At 66.7% G+C, this 17,127-nt stretch carries 17 protein-coding genes and 1 pseudogene; 14 read left to right on the forward strand and 4 right to left on the reverse strand.

The genetic code is table 11. From position 1 onward, the window contains the following. The first annotated feature begins 9 nt into the window (after positions 1-9). From OG936_RS05055 to OG936_RS05115, 13 genes are all read left to right on the forward strand, one after another. Positions 10-462: a DUF6415 family natural product biosynthesis protein gene (locus OG936_RS05055; RefSeq protein WP_403231002.1), complete on the forward strand. Its 453-nt coding sequence runs from the start codon at positions 10-12 to the stop codon at positions 460-462. Further along, entirely contained in the window at positions 462-935 is a 474-nt protein-coding gene (locus OG936_RS05060; RefSeq protein ID WP_406492820.1) for a DUF6302 family protein, read from the forward strand. Before OG936_RS05055 ends, OG936_RS05060 begins: the two co-directional genes overlap by 1 nt. A 44-nt stretch (positions 936-979) precedes the next feature. Continuing rightward, a complete protein-coding gene (locus tag OG936_RS05065) occupies positions 980-1,192 on the forward strand; it encodes a DUF5999 family protein (protein ID WP_399475153.1) in 213 nt (70 codons plus the stop codon). After that, on the forward strand, positions 1,189-1,854 hold the full coding sequence (locus OG936_RS05070) for a hypothetical protein (RefSeq protein ID WP_406492821.1): 666 nt from the start codon (positions 1,189-1,191) through the stop codon (positions 1,852-1,854). The genes OG936_RS05065 and OG936_RS05070 overlap by 4 nt, the downstream gene beginning before the upstream one ends. A 194-nt stretch (positions 1,855-2,048) precedes the next feature. Further along, the gene (fxlM, locus tag OG936_RS05075; protein ID WP_406492822.1) at positions 2,049-3,284 is read left to right on the forward strand and encodes a methyltransferase, FxLD system; all 1,236 of its coding nucleotides are present in this window, start codon (positions 2,049-2,051) and stop codon (positions 3,282-3,284) included. A 59-nt stretch (positions 3,285-3,343) separates the two neighbouring features. Beyond that, entirely contained in the window at positions 3,344-3,538 is a 195-nt protein-coding gene (locus tag OG936_RS05080) for an FxLD family lanthipeptide (RefSeq protein WP_406492823.1), read from the forward strand. 103 nt (positions 3,539-3,641) lie between these two features. Beyond that, a complete protein-coding gene (locus OG936_RS05085) occupies positions 3,642-6,704 on the forward strand; it encodes a lantibiotic dehydratase (RefSeq protein ID WP_406492824.1) in 3,063 nt (1,020 codons plus the stop codon). After that, a complete protein-coding gene (locus OG936_RS05090) occupies positions 6,701-7,933 on the forward strand; it encodes a lanthionine synthetase C family protein (protein ID WP_406492825.1) in 1,233 nt (410 codons plus the stop codon). Before OG936_RS05085 ends, OG936_RS05090 begins: the two co-directional genes overlap by 4 nt. Further along, positions 7,915-8,904: a thiopeptide-type bacteriocin biosynthesis protein gene (locus tag OG936_RS05095; RefSeq protein WP_406492827.1), complete on the forward strand. Its 990-nt coding sequence runs from the start codon at positions 7,915-7,917 to the stop codon at positions 8,902-8,904. The genes OG936_RS05090 and OG936_RS05095 overlap by 19 nt, the downstream gene beginning before the upstream one ends. Before the next feature lie 352 nt (positions 8,905-9,256). Continuing rightward, positions 9,257-10,132, forward strand: coding sequence for a hypothetical protein (locus OG936_RS05100; protein ID WP_266412420.1), 876 nt, complete (start codon positions 9,257-9,259; stop codon positions 10,130-10,132). Continuing rightward, positions 10,129-11,355 (forward strand): hypothetical protein, encoded by a 1,227-nt coding sequence (locus OG936_RS05105; protein ID WP_306104571.1) that lies wholly within the window; start codon positions 10,129-10,131, stop codon positions 11,353-11,355. The genes OG936_RS05100 and OG936_RS05105 overlap by 4 nt, the downstream gene beginning before the upstream one ends. Continuing rightward, on the forward strand, positions 11,352-13,127 hold the full coding sequence (locus tag OG936_RS05110) for an Hsp70 family protein (RefSeq protein WP_306104570.1): 1,776 nt from the start codon (positions 11,352-11,354) through the stop codon (positions 13,125-13,127). The genes OG936_RS05105 and OG936_RS05110 overlap by 4 nt, the downstream gene beginning before the upstream one ends. Position 13,128: 1 nt before the next feature. Then, positions 13,129-14,466, forward strand: a complete 1,338-nt coding sequence (locus tag OG936_RS05115) for a hypothetical protein (protein ID WP_406492830.1) — start codon at positions 13,129-13,131, stop codon at positions 14,464-14,466. Positions 14,467-14,491: 25 nt separating this feature from the next. Here the strand turns inward: OG936_RS05115 and OG936_RS05120 are convergent. After that, positions 14,492-14,731: pseudogene (locus OG936_RS05120) on the reverse strand (transposase); the annotation flags it as partial. Positions 14,732-14,773: 42 nt separating this feature from the next. Between OG936_RS05120 and OG936_RS05125 the strand changes: the two are divergent. Then, positions 14,774-14,902 (forward strand): hypothetical protein, encoded by a 129-nt coding sequence (locus OG936_RS05125; protein WP_406492831.1) that lies wholly within the window; start codon positions 14,774-14,776, stop codon positions 14,900-14,902. A gap of 37 nt (positions 14,903-14,939) precedes the next feature. On the opposite strand, the gene OG936_RS05130 is transcribed toward OG936_RS05125, so the two are convergent. The 3 genes from OG936_RS05130 to OG936_RS05140 are packed head-to-tail and all read right to left on the reverse strand — an operon-like array spanning position 14,940 to position 17,004. Continuing rightward, positions 14,940-15,290, reverse strand: coding sequence for a hypothetical protein (locus tag OG936_RS05130; RefSeq protein WP_266412414.1), 351 nt, complete (start codon positions 15,288-15,290; stop codon positions 14,940-14,942). Continuing rightward, entirely contained in the window at positions 15,287-16,453 is a 1,167-nt protein-coding gene (locus OG936_RS05135) for a TRAFAC clade GTPase domain-containing protein (RefSeq protein ID WP_306104568.1), read from the reverse strand. The genes OG936_RS05130 and OG936_RS05135 overlap by 4 nt, the downstream gene beginning before the upstream one ends. 56 nt (positions 16,454-16,509) lie before the next feature. Next, positions 16,510-17,004 (reverse strand): hypothetical protein, encoded by a 495-nt coding sequence (locus tag OG936_RS05140; protein ID WP_306104567.1) that lies wholly within the window; start codon positions 17,002-17,004, stop codon positions 16,510-16,512. Positions 17,005-17,127 lie beyond the last annotated feature (123 nt).

Genomic DNA, 17,127 nt, shown 5'->3' on the forward strand with positions numbered 1-17,127 from the left:
GGAGTTCCGATGTCCCTCACCGCTCTGGTTCCGGAGAACGACGTGGTTCCTCCGCCGGCCGACGAGCCGAGCATCCCGCAGTGGACACCTCCACTCGATGCGGAGGGCTTGAGGTCCGTCCTGGAGCGGATCAAGGACTGGAGTCCGCTCGATGTCGAGGAAGTCTTCGACGACCTCGACACGGCAATCGGCAATCAGCTGCCGTCGGTCACGACGACCGACACCTTGATCGACCGCCTCCGCAGCCACTTGAAGCAGCTCAGCGACATCGCCCTCGCGGACGAGCAGTTTTCGCCCACCCGGGCGATGGTCCAGCTCGTTGAACGAGGGCTCCCCCTGAGGGGCGAGCGAACGCCGGCCGCACATCAGCAGGCTGTCGGCCTTGCTCGCCGCCTGGCCTTCGTGACCTCCGACCTGGTCGAAGAGCTGATCGAAGCCCGCTACATCACGGAGGCGGAGTGATGCACAACCCCAGCGCCGTCAGACACCCGCCCGTGACCGCAACGGCGGCAGCCCTTCCGCGGGACGCGTACGACTTCGACTACTACGAGCAGCGCATCTCCGACGCCTGGCTCTTGGAGAAAAGCGTCGCTGTACGCACCCTGCGTACGCCCTTCCTCGCGGTCCCCGTCGGGGGCACGCGGAGAGGCGGGTACTACCCGGTGTCGTGCTTCTGCTTCGGGCTCAAGGTCCGTGACCTTCTCCTTGAGCAGCCCGGCTTCCCCAACCCTCGCTTGCGGTTGTCGTCCTGTCCGGACACCGGTCCCGTTGTCGAGTGGGGCGAGAAGCCACCGATGCTCTGGGGCGACCGCAGCGTCACCGCCCTTGGTCGCTTCTACGGCTACAGCGAGACAGCCATCGCCGACTTCGTGCAGCGGCACCACACGACTCCCTCTTCGGCAATCTCCGTTCCGTGTTCCCCCACGGCCCTGTAGTTCGCCGAAGAGGGCCCGACTTCCCACCCGAGAGGACGAGCACCATGTGTGCGCACAACCCGCCGTGCCCCGTGGCCGAGGCTCCCGACAGGGAGGCCGCGCAACCTCTCAGGCACCGCCCTGAGCAGGGCTGGAGCCTGCTGTGCAACGGGGTGCTTCTCTTCGAGGACACCGGGGAACTTCTCCCTGACGGCCGTGTCATCGCCCCGCACCGGCCCCTCGGCGCTCCTCTCGACGCGGCGGGGGCAGCCTCGTGAAGCGGGCCGGCGCAGCGTCGGGACTCGTCCCCTACATCACCTCACGGGAGGGCGAGTACGGCGCACCGGAATCGGACCTAACGCTCAGCATGAACGCCTTCGGCTCCGTGCGTCTCGCCTATCGCAACGAGACACCGGCCGACCGTGGCCCGCACGGTGAGCTGTGGGCGCGGTGCTCCCAGTCGGTCGATGCTTCCGGGAGCCCGGCGGGCAAACCGCAGTGGCGCTTGGTCAATCCGGCCCGGCAGTTGGCGTGCATGCGGCAGCTTCGTTGCCAGATCGGCTTCTGTACGGCCGAGACCGACCGTGGGTACGTCTTCCTGGCCGGATCTGCGGAGGGCGCGGCGCATCGGGGCGGTGAGCCGGTGCGGACGGCGCAGCCGCCGGTGTGTCTTAAGCATGTGCGGCCTGCCATCGAATTGTGTCCGCATCTGCGGAAGGGGCACGTCGCCTTCCGTGCGCGGGCGACGTCGGTCTGGGGTGTTGTCGGTTCCCGGTATCGCCTCTCCGCCCTCGGCTTGGAACCGCTTCCTGCCGAGCACGACGATGCGCCCGTGCCGTACGGGCATCCCCAGGTGGGCTGGTTCCTGGCGAGCCAACTCGTACGCGAGCTGCGGGACTACGAGGTCGTCAACCTGGACGATCTTGTGCCCGCCACGTAGACGGTCGCCCGGCGGCCTTGAGTGGTACAGACAGGACCGCCGGGCGGCTCAGCACCGGCACCAAATCCCTCGGGCGCCATCCACAACCTTGGGCGCGCGCTCCGACAAGAAGGAGGCTGTTCACCGGCAGCCCCCGTCCCACCGGCACGCGGTGCCGGCCTATCTCCCCGAACACGTACGACCGAAGGAAGTCCATGACGAACACGACCGTCGAGCCCGACGAGGCGACCCGCCTGCGGAACAAGGTGGTGGACGAACTGTGCGCGGACGGCAACATCTCCTCGCCGGAAATCGAAGCGGCCATGCGCAAGGTGCCCCGGCACGAGTTCACCCCCAACACCCCGCTGGACAAGGCGTACGACACGTACGCCGCCGTGATCACCAAGACGGATGAGCACGGCGTGCAGCTCAGCTCCGTCTCCGCCCCGCAGATCCAGGCCATGATGCTGGAGCAGGCCCAGGTGAAGCCCGGGATGCGAGTGCTGGAGATCGGCTCGGGCGGGCTGAACGCGGCCTACCTGGCCGAACTCGTCGGCCAGGACGGTGAAGTCGTCACCGTGGACATCGACTCCGTCGTCACCGGACGTGCGCGCCGGCTCCTGGACGAGCACGGCTACGGCCGCGTGCATGTCGTCACTGCCGACGCCGCCGAACCCATCCCTGGCCTCGGTGAGGTCGATGTCGTGATGGTGACCGCCGGAGCCTGGGACATCTCCCCGGCCTGGACCGCGCAGCTCAAGCAGGGCGGCCGGCTCGTGGTGCCGCTGCGGATGCGGGGATTGACCCGGTCGGTCGCCTTCACCCAGGTCACGGGCGAGCACGGCCCCTACCTGGAGAGCGTGTCGGCGCGGATCTGCGGCTTCGTACCGATGCAGGGCTCGACCGCCCACCGGGAAGAGCTTCTCCTGGTCAACGGCACCCCGGAGATCGGGCTCAAGTTCGACGATGGCCTGCCGGCCGACCCGCACCGGCTGGACAACGCCGTCACGACACCGCGCCACGAGCTGTGGACCGGTGTCACCGTTCGTCTCCAGGAACTCATCGACACCCTTCAGATGGCGATGGCGATCAGCCTGCCGGGCTTCTGCACGATGGCCGTCGACGAAGACCTGGACACGGGCCTGGTCGCCCCCGTGAACAAGCGGTTCGCCCTCGCCGCTGTCGAGGACGACTCCTTCGCCTACCTCGTCACCCGCCGCACCGAGGACAACAAGCGCATCGAGTACGGCGTGCACGCCCTCGGCCCGAACGCGCAGCAGCTCGCCGACAAGATCGCCGACGTTCTCCGCGACTGGGAGGCCAACCGGCGCGGCGGCCCCAGCCCGGCCATCCGGGTCTATCCGGCAGGTACCCCCGATAACCAGATTCCTGGCGGCCGGGTCATCGACAAGGTGCACAGCCGGATCTCGCTCTCCTGGCCCTCGGCGTAACACCGGGAGCCAGGTAGTCCCGCACCATCCGAACCATCCGCACAAGAGGAAGGCACATCATGACGAGCACCACTCTGGCCCCGCCCACCCCGCTGGCAGGCCTCGACGACGACGACTTCGCGCCCCTGGATGTGAAGGTCATCATCGCCGAGCACGCGTACGGCAAGCTCATGTGCTCCACGGGCGACGGCTGTGGCAGTACCTGCGCGACCGGCGCCTCCGCGTGCGCCTCCTTCACCGAGGACCCGGCCTGATCCAGGCCTGTTCCTCGCCGGTGGGCCGGGCGAAGCGCTTCGCCCGGCCCACCGGCTCCTCTCCCCCTCTCCCCTCCCCCGCGCCGCCTGACGGAAGGGCCTCATGGCTTCCCGAGCAGTCGCCGGCTACCAGTGGCAGGGCGTGGCGATGCTGCGCGCTACCACCGGCCCCGGACCGGCAGACATCCCCCGTACCCTCGACCTGGACGACGTGGCCGTCACCCGCGGATGGCTGAACCGCATCTGGCAGCGCGAGGACTTCCGCCGCGCGCTGGAGGCGGCCACCCCCGCCCTGTCCGACGCCATCGAGGCAGTCGTACGCGGCCGGCAGGCCGAGCCCCGTCACGTGCGCCGCACAGCGCTGTCGACGGTCTCCTACCTCCTGCGGTGGCAGCACCGCCCGACCCCGCTCGGCCTGTTCGCCGGCACCGCCCCGGTGTCCGTCAGGCCCCGGGCCGGCGTGCGGTGGCGCGACAAGCACCGCGCGATGATCCGGCCGGACGCCGAATGGGTCACCGACATGGTCCTGCGTCTCCAGCGCGCCCCCGCGTTACTGAAGCGGTTACCGCTCGTCGCCAACAACGCCGCTCACACGCGCGGCGACCGGCTCGTGGCGCCGGGCCCGCCTTCCGACGGCCACGCCGTCCTCCTGGCCCCCGTCGAGGTGTCCGTCCGCAACGCCCGACCGGTGGCCGCCGCGATGGATGCGGCCCGCGCCCCCATCCCGTACGGCGAACTCCACGACCATCTGCGCGCCGGCTTCCCGCAGGCCACCGACGACAAGATCGACGCTCTCCTCCTGGGCCTGGTCGAGCAGCAGTTCCTCATCACCAGCCTGTGGGCGCCCATGACCACCGTGGACGCCTTCCAGCACCTGTGCCGCGAACTGGACCGGCATCAAGCGGACACCATCCCGGAGGTGCGGGCCCTGGTCCACGCCCTGTACGCGCTGCGCGACGACGTGTCCTCCCACCAGCCGACACTCTCCGACACCAACGTGAACGCCCTCGCTACGCGAATGCGGGCCCTCACCCCGGTCACTCCGACGCCGCTGCTCATCGACACCGCCCTCGACTGCGAGACCCAGCTCCCGCAGGCCGTGATCGCGGAAGTGCAAGCAGCCGTGTCGGCCCTGTACCGGACCACCCCGCAGCCCTACGGCTACCAGCACTGGCGCGACTACCACCGCCGCTTCCGGGCCCGGTACGGCGTCGGCGCCCTGGTGCCGGTGATGGACCTGGTCGCCGACAGCGGCCTGGGCCTGCCCGCCGGATACCTCGGCTCAGAGCGCGGTACGGCCCCGAAACTGCGCACCGACCGCGACGAGCTACTGCTCGCCCTGATGCAACAAGTCCTCTTGGACGGCCGCGACGAACTCCGACTCACGGACGACGTGGTCGACGCCCTGGAAAAGGCAGCTGGAAGCGACGAGCGGCTGTTCGTGCCCCGCGTGGAGACCGCCTTCGAAGTTCACTCTCCCAGCACCATGGCTCTGTCCCGCGGCTCCTTCGACGTACTGCTCACTGCGGCACCCCGGCCCGGCAGCAGCATGGCCGGCCGGTTCGCCCACCTCCTGCCACCCGAACAACAGGACGCACTCGCCGCCACGTACCACGGGGCGCCGAACGTCCTCACAGCCCAACTCGTGTTCCCGCCACGCCGACACCGCAACGAGAACGTCACCCGCACACCGCGGCTGCTACCACACGTCATCGAGCTGTCCGGCCACCGGGAAGTGGACGAGATGACGATCCAACTCACCGACATCGCCGTCACCGCGGACCCACGCAGCTTCCATCTCGTGCAGCTCTCCACCGGCCGGCGCGTCGACGTGCGGGTCCTGCACGCCCTGGAGGGCGGGACGCAGACACCGCCGCTGGCCCGCTTCCTCGCCGAGGTGGCCAACGGTCGGTACGCCGCCTACAAGCCGTTCGACTTCGGCGCCGGCTCTCGGCTCCCGTACCTGCCGCGGGTGCGCTACCGCCGCACCATCCTCGCCCAGGCCCGTTGGTTACTCATGGCCGACGACCTGCCCGGCCGCAAAGCCACGACCCAGGAGTGGGAGCACGCCTTCGACACCTGGCGAAACCGCCTACGGGTGCCCATGAAGGCGGCCATGATCGAGTACGACCAGCGCCTGCCCCTCGACCTGTCCCATCCGGTCCACCGCCGGGTCCTGCGCGCGCACCTCGACAGCACCCGACGTCTGGAGCTGCGCGAGGTCCCGGACGGCGACTCCCACGGCTGGATCGGGCGTGCGCACGAAATCTGGCTCTCCCTGGGCCAGACCTCCGACACGACCGATATACCCCGCCCCCAGCTCACCACCTCGTCTCACCCCGAGCGACACCTCCCGGGCGCCAGCAACGTACTCCACGCTCAGCTCCACGCCCACCCACGCCGCTACGACGAGATCCTGAGCCGCCACCTGCCCAGCCTTCTCTCCACGTTCGGCGAGCAGCCGCCGACCTGGTGGTTCACCCGGCACCGGGAGATGGCCCGGCCGGACGCGGACCAACACCTGGACCTCACGCTGCACCTGCCGCCGGACGCGTACGGCACCGCCGCCCAGCACATCCGTACCTGGGCGGACAACCTGCACGGGCTCGGTCTGGCGTCCGGCCTCACCCTGGCTCCCTACCAGCCGCAGACCGGGCGCTTCGGCGGCGAGGCGGCCATGGACGCCGCGCACCAGGTGTTCGCGACGGACTCCGCCGCCGCCCTCGCGCAGATCCAGCTCACCGAGCACAGCGACACGTTCGGCCCGCAGGCCCTCGCCGCGGCCAGTGCTCTGCGCCTCGTCATCCCCCTGGCGCAGAACACCGCCGCAGTTGAGGAGTGGTTGGTGCGCAACCTCCCCCAGAGCAAAGGGCCACTGAACCGAGCCCTGCGGAGCCAGGTGCTCGAGCTCGCCGCACCGTCCGGCACTTCCGCGCTCACCGCACTTCCCGGCGGCTCCCAGGTCGCCGAAGCGTGGCGGGACCGCGCCGCCGCCGTGGACACCTACCGGCGCACTTTGACCGGCCAGCGTGATCCGCTCGACGTCACCCGCTCGCTACTGCACCAGCACCACGTCCGGGCACTGGGCGTCGACCCGCGCACCGAGGAGGTCACGATCCGGCTCGTACGAACCGTGGCCCTTCAGCACCGGATGGCAGCCCGATGACCGCGCCGACCGCCAGCCCCTCGGCATTCCTGGAGCAGTACACCGTCCAACTCGCAGAACCGGCTCCTGCGCCCCCGGACGAGCCCTGGGCGGTGCAGTCCCTCGCCGACGGCGCCGCCGGAGTCAGCCTGCTGCACATCGAGATGGCCGGCCGTCACGGCGGTTCCTGGCGCTCCGCCCACCGGTGGATCACCGCCGCAGCCACGGGACACATCAGCGCGGCCGACACCACCGGCCTGTTCCTCGGCGCCCCCGCCATCGGCTTCGTCCTCACCACCGTTCCGCCGCCCTTCCAACACCTGTACAACCCTGCGCGCAGAACGCTCCACCAGCACATCACTGCTCTCACCCACCGCCGCGTCGATGCCGCGCTCACCCGCATCCGCAACGGCGACCTGCCCACCTTCGCCGAGTACGACCTCTTCTACGGCCTGACCGGCATCGGTGCCTACCTACTGCGCGCAGACCCCGGGGGGATCGCCCTGGAACGCGTCCTGCGATACCTCGTCGCCCTGACCCGCCCGCTCGCCCCTGCCGGTCGTGGGCTGCCCGGCTGGTGGGTCCGCCACGACCCGGCACGCGGCGACTCCCCCCACTTCCCGGGCGGCCACGCCAACTTCGGTGCCGCCCACGGAATCACCGGCCCACTCCTTCTCCTGGCCCAGGCAATCCGTCGCGGCATCACCGTCGACGGCCACCGGGAGGCCATGTGGGCCATCTGCGAGCACCTTGACGTCTGGTGCCAGCTCAGTCCCTCCGGTCCCTGGTGGCCCGAGCACATCTCGCGCCGTGACTTCGACCGCGGACGCCCTCACCATGACGCCCCCGCCCGGCCGAGCTGGTGCTACGGAACCACGGGCATCGCACGGGCCGGGCAACTCGCCGGACTCGCCCTACGCGCCCCCGACCTCCAGACCTTCTACGAAGACGCCCTGTACCGCGCCCTGACCGACCCCGAACAGCTCGCCCACGTCACCGACTCCGGTCTGTGCCACGGCTGGGCAGGCATCTACCAGACCACCACCCGCGCCGCCGCCGACGCCCTCGACCACCGACTTCAGACCCTCCCGAAGCACCTCGGCGACACCCTCGTCGCACAAGCCCAACCCGGCAGCCACCCCACGACCGGGCTGATCAACGGCGACGCCGGCACCGCGCTCGCCCTCACCACCTATGCCGCACAGCAGGCCCCGATCACCGGATGGGACTCATGTCTCCTGATCAACTGACCCAGGCGGAACCACCCCTGACCCCGAACGCGGTCCTCGCCGTCCTCACCGGACTACCGATCGCCGACGCCGCGCGCCGGTACGGGATGGACACCGTGGCCCTGTCCAGCGCCGTCAAGGTTTACGACCAGGCCGGCCGAGAAGCCCTGGACCGTCGCTCCGCCACCACCGACTGGTGGCACGCATACCTCCACTTCACCGACTGGGCGAACGCCGACACCACCTTCGCCACACACGTGCTACCTGTCCTGCAAGACGCTGAAGCCACCGGCGCCATCGACGGCTGGTGGTACACCCGCAAGCACCCCTGCTGGCGCCTGCGTCTACGCGTACAGCCCACAGTCGGGGACAAGTTGGCTGTCGGCAACGACTTGGACCGCCTCGTCGCCGACGGGCATCTCCACCGATGGTGGCCCGGCATCTACGAGCCGGAGACCACAGCATTCGGAGGGGCAGCCGGCATGACAGCCGCGCACGCCCTGTTCATCACCGACAGCCGCGAGGCACAGCGGCTTCGGCAGCGCGGCGATCTGGCCGTGGGACCACGCGAGTTGTCCGTCCTCCTCTGCACACTCATGATGCGCGCGGCCAAACTGGAGTGGTACGAGCAAGGGGATGTCTGGCACCGCGTCATCACGGAAGAACACCGCTCGGCCATCAACGACGTCCCGACCACCAGCCTCGACGCCCGCGCCCGGGAGATCCGGCCCCTGCTCTTCGCCGACACCAACGCCCTGCTGCGCCCCGGCGGACTGCTGGAGCCCGTCGACGAGTGGGCCACCGCCTTCCGCGACGCGGGGAAGGCGCTCGGCCACGCCGTCCAGGACGGAACCCTCGACCGCGGGCTACGGCAGGTGCTCAGCTACCACGTGATCTTCCACTGGAACCGCCTCGGACTGTCCATGCGGGGACAGAGCATCCTGGCCTGGGCGGCCAGGGCAGCGATCCTCCACGGAGAGAACGGGGCGTGACCCGCTACGAACAGAGCCTTTTACCTCGCAAAGGCCCTGCGCTCCGACTAGCCTTCCTAAGGCGTAGGGGACGCGGATCAGGCAGCGACAGGTGGGGTTCGTGGGGTTCTGGCACACCGGCTACATGGAGTTCCATGAGCCAACCGGATTCGAGTCGGTCGGACTGCCAGCGCCGCCAAAGCCCCCTGATTTTCCCTGCACTGAGTGTGGACTCGTCTTCTCGTCCGAGCGCGCCCGCCGAGCGCACCACTTCGACGGTCATGCGACTAAGCGGCCTACCCTCCTCTTCAGGGGACGAGAGTGCGGGCGCACGCGCTTGATGGTCACGAGCTCCAGTGTCTTCGCCGATTGGGTGACTTCGGATGTCGAATCCATCACCGTCAACGGCCGCGAGACCTCGACATCTGAGGCCGCCGGCTACCTTGCCTCGGTGAAGGTTGGCGTCCAGACAGTGGCAGTTTTCAATGGCCCGCTGGAGCGAACGTTCGAGTTCGATTTCTGCCTTGCAGAGGAAGAGGACCTCTGCCTCGTCGACCAGGCCTTGGAGAAGCTCATCTCCAGTCGCGAGTTGAGTCGCAACGCAATCGACACCTTCATCATGCGTGCCGGCCGCGGGGTGACGGCCCGCCGTTACCGCGAAGGTCTGGCGGCATACCTGTACGGCGTGCTTGCGCGGGAGGCGGTCGAGGACCCCGGCCGGGTAGATGCGTCGGGTGCGCCGCTGTACGAGCAGCGGTACAACGGTGCTGTCTCTCTGCTGTCGACCTTTGACCGGTCCGCGGCGGAGGCGATCTGCGGTTTGGTCGCGTTGCACTACAACCAGTTCGAACTCGCCGTGCGCAAGACCAACAGCCACCGCGTCTCCGATGTTGCGGCGCGGTTCCGATCCCTCCTCGCAGGCGGCGACTTCGTCACGACAAGTCTGGCCGACCGGTCGCACGGAAGCCTCGATCAGGCGTTGAGTGACTCCGTTACCGAGGACCTCCTGGACGTCGGTGCAACGGCTTTGGACGGGACCCAGTCACCCGTGGTTACCCAACTGTTGCCCTTGCTGGGCGAGCTCCGGCCCCAGGACCAGTTCAAGGTCCGGCTCATCGCCGCTGAGGCGCTGCTCGCTGCGGGAGACACCGAGGGCGCATCACGACAGGGCGAGGCGCTCAGGCACTCTAATGAGACCGGCGCCTGGTACGCAGGATTTCGGACCCGACTGCAAGAGGTAGGACGTTGAGCAACGAGACCATTCCAGAGCCCGGCGCGGAGTCGGGGCCGAGCGCCCCCGCGCCGGCAACCGCTACCGGCGACGGCACGGCCTCGGCCGCACCTACTGACAATGCGCCGACGGCATCCGTTGTGGAAGAGGGCTCGCATCGGGCCACATCCAAGACGAAGACAAAGCCGGTCATTACCTCGATCGGCGACCTGCTGACGTTCGCCTACAAGTCGAACGCTCGACTGCTTGACCTCCCAAAGGAGACCCTCAAGAAGCTGGCGATCACCGACGAGGGCATCGCATCAGAGAGTGCGCTGGTCGCGGATCTCGCGCCGACGGACCCAACGTTGTCGGCCCCGTTCAAGCTGCTTCAGTATGTGGCGCGCCAGGGGATCCCGCTCAAACGCGCCGAGAATGGTGACCTCGCACCGGCGTTGAACCGGCTCTTTGACCTCGCGGTAGTCGCACTGGGCCACAGCCCGGTGTTCCGGGTCTGGGTGAACCAGCTGGTCGATCCCCGTAGGGGTCCGCAGCTCTCGACCGAACACCTTCGCAGCATGGCCCGGCAGGTCTGCGCCGACGATCTTGGGCTGTCCCCGGAGCAGTTCAAGACCGCTGACAGTGAGCGCCTCGTCAAGAATGCGATCGCGTGCTACGGCCTCCTCCGCGTGCTCCAGCGTGAGTGGACCCTGGATCAGTTCCTCGATGCGTCGTACGGCTCTGTCTGGAGGTACGAGGCCCCGGAGGTAACAGGGCTAGAGCGAGCCGCCAGCGAGGTTGTGGCAAGCCGCGATCTCGACGTGCTCGGGATCGTCGGCGAGAACTACCTGGCCCGGCTCGCCCGCTTGGAGTATCAGGTCACACAACTCGAGCATGAGGCTGGCGCTGCTCGGAATCGCGAGACTCGGCTCCGCAGTGAGCTTTCGGCCGTCGAGGAGCGCGAGCAATCTGCGATGGCTCGCGCCGACGCGTTCTCTGCCGACGTGGTGCGACTACAAAAGGAGCTCGCGGCTGAGCGCGATAACAGAGTGGTCGACAAGAGCCACATGACGGACGACTACGAAACGCTGCGAACGCGCATCATCCGGCGTCTCGGGGGTGAGATCGATCTGCTTACCGATGGCCTGCACGCACTCCGGAACGGTGCGCCCAACGTCGCGGAGGAGTTCCTCGACCGTTCCCTGCTTGCCCTCACCCGTGAGGTCGAGCAGCTGAAGAACGCGTCCGGAGGCTTCGCATGATCGTCGGGTTCGACTTCGGAACGACCAACAGTCTGGTTTCGGTAGTAGTTGGTGACCGCGTGATCGACGTGATGGACGTCGAGACTGGCCGACCACATCCCTCGATCGTCCGGTACGAAGGCGAGCAGGTAGTCGTCGGCCGCGAAGCCAAGGACGCGTTGGGTGCGGCGGGCATCGGGGTGCACGGCAACACGGTGAAATCGCCAAAATTTCTCCTCGGCGAGGAAGTAATCGCCGTCGGAGGCGTCGACCGGAGCCCGGTGGACATCGTTGCGGACGTCGTGCGGCACGTCCGATCGGAGTCCCTGCGCAGTCCGCAGCGGAAGGTGCTTGGCAGCCTCGACAGCGCTGTGGTCACGATCCCCGTGACCATGAATGGGCACCGACGCGCGGCCCTGCGAGAGGCGTTCGCCGGGGCCGGGATGCGTGTAGCCCAGTTCGTCCACGAGCCGCTAGCCGCCTTGTATGGGTTCATCCGGGGAGCAAACGACCCAGAGGAGATGGCGCGGCGGCTTGCACGACGAAACGTTCTGGTTGTCGACTGGGGCGGCGGAACGCTGGACCTGACTCTCTGCCGGGTCGACGAAGAACAGGTGAGACAACTTCGCAACGGTGGCTCGGCCCAGGTCGGCGGCGACGAGTTCGACAGGGTGATTCGCGACGAGGTCGTAAAGCGCGTTCGGGCTCGCGGCAGTGCCACTGACCGTGACCTTGCGATCCCTGAGGCTGAACTCCGGCTCCTCCAGGACGCGGAACGGAACAAGATCGAGCTATCGGCGGACCGCGTTGACGTGACATTCTACCGGCCAAGTTATTTCCAATCAGGGGCCACGTTGCAGTACCAGCTCACACGTCAGGAGCTGGAAGAGATCACACGGCCACTCGTGACGGCAGGTATTGATGAGATCGAGTCGCTGCTCGGCAGCTTGTCGATGGCACCCGGCCAGGTCTCGCTAGTCGTCGTGGTCGGCGGGATGGCGGCCATGCCCGCGATTCGAAGCCGGCTGTACGAGTTGTTTGGTCCGGACCGAGTTGAGGTGCCGACGAACAGTGCCACATTGATCTCACAAGGGGCTGCGTGGATTGCACATGACCAGCAGAGGCTCCGACTGGCAAAGCCCGTCGAGCTCGAGCTCGCCCGTGGGTCTTTGATGCCGCTCCTCGCCGCGGGCACAGAAATGCCTCTCGGTGGAGAGGCCAAGCACGAAACTCTCCACCTGTACTGCGCGGATCCGACGGACGGGAAGGCTAAATTCCCGATCGCCACTCCGACCGCCTTGTCATCGCATCCGCAGGCGAGCGAGCGTCGAACGTCGCTGGGAATGATCACAATCGGCGTCGATGAGGCCGCGCCGCCACTTCATGAGCGCCTCGAACTGAAGGTTCTTCTCGACGACGACTTGGTGTTGTCGGTCGAGGCGTCATCGAGCCAGAAGCACGATCGAGTCAAGGCGTCGTACTACGACCTGGAGTTCGGCCTTGGCCTCCCGGCTTCTGCTATGCCCGGAGGTGGTGCCGCAGACCCAAAAGCACCTGAGGAGTCCATAGTCGTGCCACAGGCAGGACTGGTCGTCCGTGCGAATGTGGCGAGGTACACGGACAAGGCGGCTATTCCCGGCGACGTGCTATATCGGCACAACTCAGGGGCATTCGCCCGGCACGTGCGCGACGGAGCGACAGAAGCCCAGGTGCGGGAACACCTGTACTACCAGCCGTGCTCCGTCTGCAAGCGCCAGTGGGGGCACCCGAAGTGCCGATGCGGATCGGCGTGACATGGCGAGCGCCAAGGCACTCGTGCGAGTCCTTGACCACGGAACGGAAGTCGAGTCGGGAGTCCGCCGTCCGATTCGTCTGACCCCCGATGGATATGCGGGCGTCGCGTACGCGGGCGCCGTCTACCCACTCCGGCAGGGCGATCTCATCGACTTGGGCGGATCGAGCTGGGAACTTGCGGACTGCAATCGTTTCCTGTTCGCCGGAGCAGAGGTTCCGTACGCTCCCCTTGTCGATGAACCGCTGGAGAAGGCCGGCGGTTTCGACGTCGAGTGGCACCTCGAGACCAATCAGTACGGGCATTACGTCGTCTTCAACGCGCCAGAGCGCGTCGCCAGCAGTTTGGTGTCAGCACTTGAGGGCGCAGATCTCAGCGTCCAGCGCTGGGACGTAAGCCATCGTCCAGCAGCCGACGGCAATTTCTACGACTGGTTCGCGCGTCTTCGGTTCAAGGGCAGCCAGGCCGAAGCACTTGCGCTCGTCGGGGCTGTCATCGCGCCGCCGTCGTCTCTTGCGCCGACGGTGCCAGTCACGGATCCGACTACCGCTCGACTCGCTGATGCAGAGGCGCGAATCGAGGAACTGCTCAACCAGCTTTACGTCGCGACACGGAAGGGCGAGGCAGCTGAACGTGAGCTCGCGCAGCTCCGTCACGATCTCGCGAACGTTGAAGCGAGCGAGCATCGATATCGAGAATCCGTTGCCCTTGCAGAACGCCATCATGCAGATCTACACGAGCAACTCTCCGTGCTCCGACAAGGCCAGGGAGGCCTGACTGACGCGGCGGAGCTGGTAAGGAGCCTCGCTGACGCCGAGGAGCTTCGAGAACTAGCTCTTGCCGAGAACTCCTTGCTGCTGGAGCGTGTGCGAGCGGCCGAATCGGAAGTCACAGAAAGCGGAGCACGCGCTGGCGGCTTGGCGGCGCAGGTAGACGCACTCCTTGGAAGGGTGTCGGAACTTGAGGCGCTGGAGACTGAGCGACTTCGCGCCGCGACCGCGCAACGGCCTCGGCGAGGCGGTGTCATTGAATTCCTGCCTCAGGCGTTCAGCCGCCTCGAGTTCGTTCTCGATGCAGTCGACGTGATCGCCAACCTCGACTCGCCGGCGTCCACGATGAGAGCACTAGCTGAGATCGACTCTGGGCGCCTTGTTGGAAAGGACCTTGAGGGAATGAGTGGCTGGTTCGAGGTGACGAAATTGGCAACGGGCATCGCGGGAAGCGAGCGACTTGGCCGCATCTACTACAAGCCTGACGGCCGTAGAGTGCTTGTCAGTGTGCACATAAAACAGGACGACAAACAGCAGCGACACCACATCGAGAGGCTACGAGCCTTCTAACCCCTGGTCGGCCTCAAACAGTTCATGCTTTCGTCCAATCGGTGAACCGGCGGTGAGCCGTAGCCCCCGACGGACCGAGCGATGCGGAGGGAACCTGCTGCCACGTGCATCCCGATGTCGCCACGAACACGATCGCGGCCAGCACCTCACGGTGGCCGTGACGGCGCCGACCGCCACCCTGAGGCCGCGACGGCGCCTCCGGCACCACTCGCGGAAACAGCTCCCACAACTCCTCCGGCACCAGACGCTCAACAATCCCCACCATGGACAACAGGCTACCGAGTCAATTGAGATGACTTCTAACCACGTGTCAGAACGAAGCGACGTCGGCACCGCGATCGGAATGGGCCTCATCATCGCTCTCTGGGTAGCCGTGGACATCATTCTGGGCATCACCTACGGCGTCTACCGCCTCGCCCGCAGGCAGCGAGCGTGACGCGACTCACCGCCCGGCGGCAGCGGCAATTGTGTCGCTAAAGTCCCTCGCCGGGCGGGGGCGGCTCGGGCATTTCCCAGATGCGGCTGAATACGTCGGCAACCTGGGGCCAGACCAGCTGACGAGCACACTCGACCGAGTCCACCTCATTGGCCAAGGGCCCGAGGACAACGAACTCGTGGGGGATGATTCTGCCGGCCCTGTCCTTGCGTCCCAAGGGATCCGGGAAACGCAGCGCCCCCTTCTCGGCGACGCGCCACCAGACTTCCGGCTCGTCCCCGACATCCGAGAAGGCGTCGTCGTAGACCTGGAGTGGATCCCCGAATCCCCCGTCACGGAGAAACCGGAAACCCCAGGTCCGCCCACGCGTGGCCCAGATGAGGCTCACTTGACGCTCCTCAGAAAGACCTGCTCCTCTTCTCCCCTGTCCAGGTCCATCCGGAAGCGGGTCAACGTGGCGGTGAGATAGTTCTGTTTGGCCATCGCTTCGGAGTTGATGTTTTTGAGTTTATCCCCTGCCACCTTGGCCGCCTCGTTCAAGACTTCCTTCGAGAGCACGAGGCCGACGACGTTCCGCAAAAGACCTACCGCACCAGGCAGCTTGACCTTGCTACCGACCAGCGCAGCGGCCAAAGCTCCCGCCCCGCCCAGTAGACTCTCCGCCACCTTCACAGGGATTTGTTTCAACTGGGCCCATCGGACGTGGCGCTCGAATGGAAGCATGGCGGCCAGCGGGAGGATCAACTCCAGGCCGACGCGCTTGGTCACCTCAATCTTTTCTGCACCGAACTTCGCTGACGAAAGCAGCACGAAGTCCTCACCCACGGACAACGCGTCACTGGCCTCCACCAGCCCAGCGATCACCCCACGCAATTCGACTATGTCATCGCCGGCCTTCTCCACGAGGAGATCCCTGAAATTGAACACGTCCAGGTTCGGCAGCAGATCGGACTTTGACAGTGCCATGATCCAGATACGCGGAAATTCAACGAGAGGCTTGCCGTCCTTCAGTAGATCACTCTTGATCGACAGCAGTCCGTTACGGAAATTGGTCAGCAGCGACTTCAGGTACCGCTCTTCCTGTCCGGCGTTGTCCAGCAACCGCTGACCGTCCACCAGCAGGAGAGCGACATCAGAGCCCAGCAAGGACATGAACGTGTCGACTCTGCGTTGGGCCTCCTCCGGCCCACTCACGTCCTCCTCGAACCACTCACCCGGGTAATCGTGCCAGACAAGGCGCAGGGCGTCGAAAGGCCTGGCCTTATTGGCCTTAGCGTCGGACCCGTCCTTCAGCCTGACCGAGAAAGAATAGGACGTGGCGGAGAAACGGTTGGTTGCGGGCAGTCGCGCCGACTCCCTCATGCCAAGGTAGTTTCGATGCAGCCGAGTGCCCTGTCCCATTTCGTCCGCCACGACATGGAACAGACTCTTCTGCAGGTACTGAGGCTCCTGCGTCGCTCCATAGAAGGAGGAGAGCATGACGGTCTTCCCGCTGCCGCTCTCGCCGAACACTGCAATGTGCTGCTCCAGCGCTGCTTTCTTTACTTGCATATGCGGAGCATACTGAGGTTCCCCTCGCAGCGTGAAGACCGTGACTGCAGGGGAATTCAGAGCGTGCGTGTGCCGCTGACCGTTGCCAAAGGTCGCCAGCACCCCTGCCCACTCTCCTGAAGAAGAGCGTTGAGACGTGCCACTTGCTGCGGCGTGAGATAGGCCGTGTCGGGCTCGAGGTCGAGGGAGTAGTGGGCCTCGAACCACACGAGAACTTCCGGCCAGCTCCAGATCTTGGTGGCAGTCCGCCCCTGACCCACCTGGGCACGGGGAGCCGGGAACGGTTCACCCTGGGTACGCCTCTTCCCTGCTGCCCACAGGCTCACAGCTTCATGGCTCAGGCCGGCCCGCGCGGCGATGTCGGCAAGCGAGACGAACTGCTCGTCGACGCGCTCTACAGAGGCCTGTGGCAGCACGCGTCCGATGCGGACTGCTGCGGCCGCAACCGCAGCCACTGGATCGGACGACGTGGTGAAGAACGTGGCGACTACCTGTTCCCCGGTCGCGTGCCACGCGAAATCGGCCAGGCGAACAGCGAGCTGCTCGGCCATCCCGTCATCGTCGAGGTCAACCCCGCGGACGATCAGCGGAATGTGCCCATACTGCTTCTGACCTTGCCGTTTGCGTCGTAGCGCTTCATACGGAGCCAGATGATCTCCCTCTGGCGACGTAGG

This window comes from Streptomyces sp. NBC_00846 (genome assembly GCF_045207325.1).
GTDB lineage: Bacteria > Actinomycetota > Actinomycetes > Streptomycetales > Streptomycetaceae > Streptomyces.

Excerpts from the sequence above, each read along its gene's own strand:
- OG936_RS05055 (WP_403231002.1), top strand. The coding sequence starts at position 10 with ATGTCCCTCACCGCTCTGGTTCCGGAGAACGACGTGGTTCCTCCGCCG.
- OG936_RS05060 (WP_406492820.1), top strand. The coding sequence starts at position 462 with ATGCACAACCCCAGCGCCGTCAGACACCCGCCCGTGACCGCAACGGCG.
- OG936_RS05065 (WP_399475153.1), top strand. The coding sequence starts at position 980 with ATGTGTGCGCACAACCCGCCGTGCCCCGTGGCCGAGGCTCCCGACAGG.
- fxlM (WP_406492822.1), top strand. The coding sequence starts at position 2,049 with ATGACGAACACGACCGTCGAGCCCGACGAGGCGACCCGCCTGCGGAAC.
- OG936_RS05080 (WP_406492823.1), top strand. The coding sequence starts at position 3,344 with ATGACGAGCACCACTCTGGCCCCGCCCACCCCGCTGGCAGGCCTCGAC.
- OG936_RS05085 (WP_406492824.1), top strand. The coding sequence starts at position 3,642 with ATGGCTTCCCGAGCAGTCGCCGGCTACCAGTGGCAGGGCGTGGCGATG.
- OG936_RS05090 (WP_406492825.1), top strand. The coding sequence starts at position 6,701 with ATGACCGCGCCGACCGCCAGCCCCTCGGCATTCCTGGAGCAGTACACC.
- OG936_RS05095 (WP_406492827.1), top strand. The coding sequence starts at position 7,915 with ATGTCTCCTGATCAACTGACCCAGGCGGAACCACCCCTGACCCCGAAC.
- OG936_RS05110 (WP_306104570.1), top strand. The coding sequence starts at position 11,352 with ATGATCGTCGGGTTCGACTTCGGAACGACCAACAGTCTGGTTTCGGTA.
- OG936_RS05115 (WP_406492830.1), top strand. The coding sequence starts at position 13,129 with ATGGCGAGCGCCAAGGCACTCGTGCGAGTCCTTGACCACGGAACGGAA.
- OG936_RS05135 (WP_306104568.1), bottom strand. The coding sequence starts at position 16,453 with ATGCAAGTAAAGAAAGCAGCGCTGGAGCAGCACATTGCAGTGTTCGGC.
- OG936_RS05140 (WP_306104567.1), bottom strand. The coding sequence starts at position 17,004 with ATGGCCGAGCAGCTCGCTGTTCGCCTGGCCGATTTCGCGTGGCACGCG.